At 49.9% G+C, this 6,508-nt stretch carries 7 protein-coding genes; 4 read left to right on the forward strand and 3 right to left on the reverse strand.

The features are described from left to right. The coding region (locus tag L691_RS0101825; protein ID WP_232229069.1) for a sugar phosphate isomerase/epimerase family protein at positions 1-740 on the reverse strand (740 nt) is incomplete at its 3' end. Between the two features lie 193 nt (positions 741-933). Here L691_RS0101825 and L691_RS0101830 point away from each other — a divergent pair. Next, positions 934-1,767: a helix-turn-helix transcriptional regulator gene (locus L691_RS0101830; protein WP_025688427.1), complete on the forward strand. Its 834-nt coding sequence runs from the start codon at positions 934-936 to the stop codon at positions 1,765-1,767. A gap of 124 nt (positions 1,768-1,891) precedes the next feature. On the opposite strand, the gene L691_RS0101835 is transcribed toward L691_RS0101830, so the two are convergent. Further along, positions 1,892-2,365 carry a Fur family transcriptional regulator gene (locus L691_RS0101835; RefSeq protein WP_025688428.1) on the reverse strand — a complete coding sequence of 158 codons (474 nt, stop codon included), beginning with the start codon at positions 2,363-2,365 and terminating at the stop codon, positions 1,892-1,894. A 253-nt stretch (positions 2,366-2,618) separates the two neighbouring features. Here L691_RS0101835 and L691_RS0101840 point away from each other — a divergent pair, with 253 nt between their 5' ends. The 3 genes from L691_RS0101840 (at position 2,619) to L691_RS0101850 (ending at position 4,899) form a co-directional block, all read left to right on the forward strand. After that, positions 2,619-3,488, forward strand: a complete 870-nt coding sequence (locus tag L691_RS0101840) for an AraC family transcriptional regulator (RefSeq protein WP_025688429.1) — start codon at positions 2,619-2,621, stop codon at positions 3,486-3,488. 75 nt (positions 3,489-3,563) lie between these two features. Then, positions 3,564-4,136: a hypothetical protein gene (locus L691_RS0101845; RefSeq protein ID WP_025688430.1), complete on the forward strand. Its 573-nt coding sequence runs from the start codon at positions 3,564-3,566 to the stop codon at positions 4,134-4,136. Positions 4,137-4,236: 100 nt separating this feature from the next. Beyond that, the gene (locus tag L691_RS0101850) at positions 4,237-4,899 is read left to right on the forward strand and encodes an S-layer homology domain-containing protein (RefSeq protein WP_025688431.1); all 663 of its coding nucleotides are present in this window, start codon (positions 4,237-4,239) and stop codon (positions 4,897-4,899) included. Positions 4,900-5,053: 154 nt separating this feature from the next. On the opposite strand, the gene L691_RS0101855 is transcribed toward L691_RS0101850, so the two are convergent. Beyond that, a complete protein-coding gene (locus tag L691_RS0101855; RefSeq protein WP_025688432.1) occupies positions 5,054-6,007 on the reverse strand; it encodes an alpha/beta hydrolase in 954 nt (317 codons plus the stop codon). Between the last annotated feature and the right edge of the window lie 501 nt (positions 6,008-6,508).

Here is a 6,508-nt window from a genome sequence, read left to right on the forward strand (position 1 = left end):
TTAACGCCTGCCTGTTCCGACGCCTTCAGAATGGCGGCAAGATCCACTTCGCCTTCGCCAAGCACCACCGTTTCCGCCGAACCGTCCGCCAAGCGTTTCATATCTTTCAGATGGATTAGAGGCAGACGTCCCGCGTAACTGCCGATATACAGTACGGGATCGTAACCGCCGTAATACACCCAGCAGGTATCCATTTCAACCTGGAGAAGATCTGCCGGCACCTCCCGGTACAGATAATCGAACGCCGTCAGCCCGCCGCTCTTCTCCCGCAGCTCGAAATCATGGTTGTGATACAGCAGCACGGCGCCTTTCTCCCTGCATTTCTCTCCGAGAATCCGTAAATTGGCCGCAACGCCGCTCCAATCGCTCCGCTGCTCCTCAGTGAGATAGGGTACGATCAGATAAGGACTGCCGATCTTCAATATGTAGTCGATCTCGGCATCGGCATTCTCCAGCAGAGCATCATAGGGCCTGTGCGCTCCTATAGCGGTCAACCCGGTTTCCTCAAGCAGCGCATTCACTTCTTCGGCGCTCCGGCCGAAATAATTGAAAAATTCGACGCCGCTGTATCCCCGTTCGGCCACCTTGCGCAGAGTTCCTTCGAAGTCCTTTTCCAGTTCTTCTCTAAGCGTGTAGAGCTGCAAACCGACCTTCATCATTTCTGTAATCACTCCCGCAGCATGTATTGAAGCATTGTTGTCTACCTGAACAAAAACAGCTAATTTATACGTCAGCCGCACCTTGATCCTCCCGGGATCAGGATGCCAGCGTACGCAGGTTCCCTTGAATTTTTGGGCGGTTTTTACGTTTTTTGAATTTTTTTCGCTGCCCGAGAACTAGTATCATCGTAATCTGAAAGCAATTATAATAAAATGAATAATATGATTAAAACATGAACAATCTGATTATCTTTTAGCTGCCTGAGGAGGACATATGCCAAGCGAAGCCCCTTGTACGATTTTAACCGCCGGATTCTCCTTCCATCATAAACCTTTCCAAATGTCGGAAGCGGAAGGCTTCCCCCATTATCTCATTCGTCTTCAGACCGAAGGAAGCTGCAGCGCTTTAATAGATGGCGAGATCACGCGTATCGAGAGCGGCGGACTGATGCTCATTCCGCCTCGCGTTCCGTATAACCTCATTATCGACAAAGAGAATTTTCCTATTGGCGAGCCGCGTGTCGAAAGCGGGGATTATCACATCTTTTGCCGGGGGGAGTGGATTGACCGGTGGTGGAACAGCCGTCTGCGGTCGTCGCTAATGCATATCCCGCTTAATGACGCATTAATTGGACTATTCCGCCAACTCGTGCTGGAGCAGCGCCGCCTGTCCGATTTTTCCCCGGAAATTTCAAGCTGCTATTTGCAGATTCTGTGCATGGAAATCGACCGTCTTACCGTGGACCGTCCCTCCGTCTCTACAAGGGGATTTTTGGCTTACCGGATGAAGCAGTTTGTGGAGGAAAATGCGGCGCTTTCTTTCCATCTGGAAGACGTCGCGGCCTATGTCGGCATTTCCGTCTCGCGCGCCGTCCATCTGTTCAAGGAGGCCTTCGGCACGACCATCGTCAAATATGTAAATGAAGTCCGCCTGGAAATGGCCCGGGAGCGGATCGTATACAGTCCGATGCCACTAGAGCATATCGCGGAAGCCTGCGGCTTCGTGAACTATACGTATTTCCACCGGCAGTTCCGTAAACGGTACGGCATGTCGCCAAAACAGTTCCGCACGCATAGCAGGGAGATGGACGCGCCTGCACTTATATAGGTCAGGACGGGCCGGTGGATTTTAAAAAAAGGACAAAAAGGGAGCGTCCAGCCATTCCGGCGGAACACTCCCTTTTTCTTATAATGCCAAATATCGAATAATGGCTACTCCCGGCCCAGCCTGCTTACGATATCGCCTGGCCTTCCTTCGCCCGTTTGCACCCGCTGCCCGTGCAGATCCGGTAAGTGCCTTTGAAATCGAGACGGTGGTCAGTCACGGAGAACCCGTATTCCTTCTCCAGTTTCTCCTCCAGCTCCGCAAGCCAGTCGTCCTTGATTTCAGCCACTTTACCGCAGGATTCGCAGATCATATGATGATGCATATGTTCATGTTCTTCGCTACGCAGGTCGTAACGGGATACACCGTCGCCGAAGTTCATTTTCTCAACAAGATGAAGTTCGCATAACAGTTCAAGCGTCCGGTATACTGTCGCTAGTCCAAGCTGCGGGTAGCTTCCCTTGACGAGCATATATACCTCTTCGACACTTAAGTGATCCTTCTCGTTGTCGAGAAGTACCTTGACAATGGCTTCGCGCTGCGAGGTCAGCTTATAGTTATGCGCGGCAAACTGCTGGGTGATCGTATCCATAGGATTCATGCTAAATTCCTCCCTCTCGGACGATAAAGTCTTATTCATTTCTGACGAAGCATTTCCTAGTTCTGTTTAAAAAGCCGAATGTTAATCGTAAAGCTTCCTAGATAAGAATTATTATAATAAGCATATCAAATGCACAGCAAAAAGAAAAGAGGCAAGCCGTGACAGCCGCGCCAAAGGTCCGCATTTAAAGTCAAAAAAACCGGAAGTGATCCGCTTATAATTATCCTATAAAATCGCAGAAAGGACTGCCGCCATGCAATATTATCAGCAGATTCAAAAAGCCGTGGACTATATCGAGCGGAATCTACAAAAGGAGATCGGAATGCGGGACATCGCATCTTCGGCCTCCTTCTCCCCTTTTCACTTTCAGCGGCTGTTTCTCGCTATATCGGGATTTACCGTGCAAGAGTACATCCGCAAACGCAGGCTCACCGAAGCGGCCCGCCTTCTATTGGATTCGGATGAAGGCATTCTCAAGGTTGCCCTGTCCTATCAGTATCATTCCCAGGAGGCCTTTACTCGCGCTTTCGAGAGCTATGCCGGGATGACACCAGGGAAATACAGGAAGTTGAATCCGGCCTTCGCCGGGCAGCCTCCGATTAGTTTCCTCGATGCTCCGGCAAGGAAAGAACAAGAATTCGAGATGAGCAAACCGGAAATTGTCTGTTTGAACCGCATACGGATCATCGGCTGCGAATATCAGACAAATCTTAATGAAAGCCGGCATTACCGGGATATCCCCGGTTTTTACGACGAATTCGGAAGGAACGGACGTTATCTGCATATCCCGCATAGACTGGCGCCAGATATGGCCTACGGAGTTTCCTGCCGCTTTCAAGATGATGGCGGATTCTCCTTTATCGTAGGTGAGGAAGCCGGGGAAAATGCGGAAGCGCCGGACGGTCAATACGTCAAATACGATCTACCGGAAGGAAAATACGCCGAATTCAAAGCTTACGGGCCAGCAGGGAATATTCAGATGATACGGGATTTCATTTATGGCATATGGCTCCCCCATTCGAATTACGAACGCGGGGAAGGTCCCGATTTTGAAGTGACCGATGTGCGTAATTCCACGTTCCCAGACGACATGAGGATCAAAATATTTATTCCGCTTGCTTGAGCAAATGCCCATACGAATATGTGCCCGGAGCCCATACCTTATAACAGATCAATTATCTGTAAGGAGGATTACCGGATGCTTAAGAAGACGAAAAAAAGTGACGCGTTCGTTACGGCGGACGTATTGGTCAAAGTGGCGAGGGGTATGCTGCCGTTCTACCGGGCGATCGCCGGAAGCCGGAGCTATGCGAGGGCTTGGTCCCGCGCGGTCGTCGGCGCCGACCTGGGGCTTATGGGCTCGCTGCTGAAGCTCGCGGCGCCTCAGGCCGCCCGGCAAGGATATGGTACGAACGCCATCGGTTATTTTATTACTTTTACATTTCCGCTGCCTATTGCGTCCTATACGAACGGTACTACCATCCCGCCGGGATTGGTGCAGTTTACGTTCAGTACGGAGGTACACCGCCGGATTGCCCGCGCTGTTCTGCCGCTGTACCGCGAGCTGGCCTTGAATCGGAATTTTGCCTGCGCTCTTGCCCGGGGCATTCGCCGGGGTGACCGCAAGGCGGTTGCAACCATGGTTCGCGGTTTGGTCCCGACCCGATCGCTGCGGTCGGTGAAGATTGAAGAGTCGGGAATTGCTCTTCTGTTTAAATACAGCGATTCCCCCTATCCTTACCGCAATCTTTTGTTCCGTGATTTGGATTAATTAACCTTTCCGTCCTCCCTCCCGCAACCTTTCCAGCCTGTCCTCCGTTTAAAAGAATATGGCGGTTTCCAAAGCCGTACTCAGCAGGAGGTGCAGCAGTATGATATCAACTAAAAAGTCTTTGGCAGCCTTTTCAATCAGCGCAGTAATGATGCTCTCGGCAGGAAGCGCGGGCTTTGCCGCCGGCAGCGGATTCACGGATATCGGTTCCGTTCAGGGTAAGGAGAAGATCGCAAGCCTAAAAGATCGCGGACTCGTTAAAGGAGTATACGGATCGTATTTTATGCCGAAGTCTGTCGTAAACTCGGCGGAAGGCATCCAGTTAATTTCGGGCGGTCTGGAGCTTAATCTTGATGCTATTAGGTTCGTTAAGGCTCCCGTGGCAAGCGATATTTTCACCAAGGTCAAGGATGACGCGTGGTATGCCGAGGCTTTTATTAACGCGTACTACAACGGCGTTGAAATCCCTGCGGATATCGATCCCAAGGAAACGATGACCAAAGAGCAGTTCACTGTTCTTCTCGTTCAAGGGCTCGAAAAAGGCAACATTCTGCCCATGATCAAGATTGCTCCGGCGGAAATCGCCGATGAGGCCCAAATCAACCCTGCGAGCCAAGGCGCTATTCAGCGGTCCCTCGTATATAAGATCAACACGCTGGACAAGGATGGGAATTTCAATCCGGGAAGCAAGCTGACACGGGCCGAGGCGGCCGTAATGCTGTATAATGCGCTGGAATATTTGAAGGCTCACGGGAATAAGTAACCCGCATAGTTATTGCGGTTCGGGGAACCTCGAAAACGGCTTGATTCGATATCCGCCTATAAAACTGATACAAATAGACCTGATAAGGAGTTTCCTCATCAGGTCTATTGTTTTATGGAAGGACTCTATTATTACATCCCCCTCATCGGCAGGGTTATTGAAACCCGTTTTTTAGCCAAGCACTAGCCAGAGATACTGCACTTTTGGCCGCAGCAGTGTCCGATAATGCATTCAACATAACGAAGTCATGTATTATTCCTTGATAACGTACCGCAGTGACATCAACACCTGCCTCTCGAAGTTTATTCGCATAAGCTTCACCTTCGTCCCGCAGGACATCTGCTTCGGCTGTAATGATCAAAGCCGGCGGAAGACCGCGAAGCTGCTCGGTAGTTGCCCTCAGCGGGGAGGCTGTAATCTGGTTTCTTTCCTCAGAATTGCTTGTATACTGATCCCAGAACCACTTCATCCCGTCCCGGCGTAAAAAGTATCCTTCCGCGAATTGATGATAGGATTCCGTATCAAATGAAGCATCCGTAACCGGGTAGAAAAGGAGCTGTTGTCCAATAGCAGGACCACTGCGCTCTTTGGCCATCAGCGTGATTGCCGCAGTCATGTTGCCGCCGACACTATCACCGGCTACAGCCAAGTGATCCGCATCAAGCCCGTGTTCTTTGCCGTACTCTGCGATCCACAGCAGCACAGCATAGATTTCTTCAATGGCCGTAGGATATTTCGCTTCAGGGGACAGACTGTAATTTGGGAATACAAGAGCAGCTCCACTCTTCACGGCCAGTTCACGGATCAACCGATCATGGGTGTGTGCGTTGCCGAAGACCCAACCTGCACCGTGTATGTACAGAATGACAGCCAGATTCTTCTCAGCAACGTGCTTCGGACGTAAAATCCGAATGGATACTTGGCCGCTTGGACCACCTGTAATATGGATATCTTCAATGTCCACGTCCGGCTTTTGAACCTCGCCCGCCTGGGCTTCGTCGACCGCAATCCGCCCCTGTTCCGGTCCTAAATCAAATAAGAATGGCGGATTGGCTGTAGCCTCAACAAAATGTTGTGCTTCCGGTTCAAGAACAAGTTTTTTCTCCATGTTTTTTCAATCTCCCTCTATCCTTTTATTTGGGCTAACTAACTTCTTGATGAATGTTCCGAGCCAATCCGGCTGAGAAAGCCCCGTTAGAAGCTGAAAATCCAATGGCTAATCCCTTGTATCTGTTATTGTTTAAACTTCCTTTCTTTTTTTGAATCAGACCATCAGAAACGTGCAAGTACGGAGGTTGTTAAGAGAATAAATGAAAGAAGGTTTACTTCCTGCACGATTCCTTTATAGAATGTAGAAGTAGTTTTACTTGAACACTCCCCCACTTAGCTAACATTTGAAGTGGGGGATTCTTGGGTAATCCCTTCTACTGAGGGGAATTCATTTCGATATTTTCTCTCGAAAAATCGTAGACCAAGCGATCCCTGCGGTTCCCGCAGTTTTCCAAGGGGAAATCTGTACCGATCTTCCCGAGTTTTAGTTATTTGTCTTAATAACATATCTAAAGGAAAGGCTGGGTTGACGTTTAAACAGCAAGGCTCTTGATGTTCT

It is taken from the genome of Paenibacillus zanthoxyli JH29 (genome assembly GCF_000520715.1).
Classification (GTDB): domain Bacteria; phylum Bacillota; class Bacilli; order Paenibacillales; family Paenibacillaceae; genus Paenibacillus_AQ; species Paenibacillus_AQ zanthoxyli.

Excerpts from the sequence above, each read along its gene's own strand:
- L691_RS0101830 (WP_025688427.1), top strand. The coding sequence starts at position 934 with ATGCCAAGCGAAGCCCCTTGTACGATTTTAACCGCCGGATTCTCCTTC.
- L691_RS0101835 (WP_025688428.1), bottom strand. The coding sequence starts at position 2,365 with ATGAATCCTATGGATACGATCACCCAGCAGTTTGCCGCGCATAACTAT.
- L691_RS0101840 (WP_025688429.1), top strand. The coding sequence starts at position 2,619 with ATGCAATATTATCAGCAGATTCAAAAAGCCGTGGACTATATCGAGCGG.
- L691_RS0101845 (WP_025688430.1), top strand. The coding sequence starts at position 3,564 with ATGCTTAAGAAGACGAAAAAAAGTGACGCGTTCGTTACGGCGGACGTA.
- L691_RS0101850 (WP_025688431.1), top strand. The coding sequence starts at position 4,237 with ATGATATCAACTAAAAAGTCTTTGGCAGCCTTTTCAATCAGCGCAGTA.
- L691_RS0101855 (WP_025688432.1), bottom strand. The coding sequence starts at position 6,007 with ATGGAGAAAAAACTTGTTCTTGAACCGGAAGCACAACATTTTGTTGAG.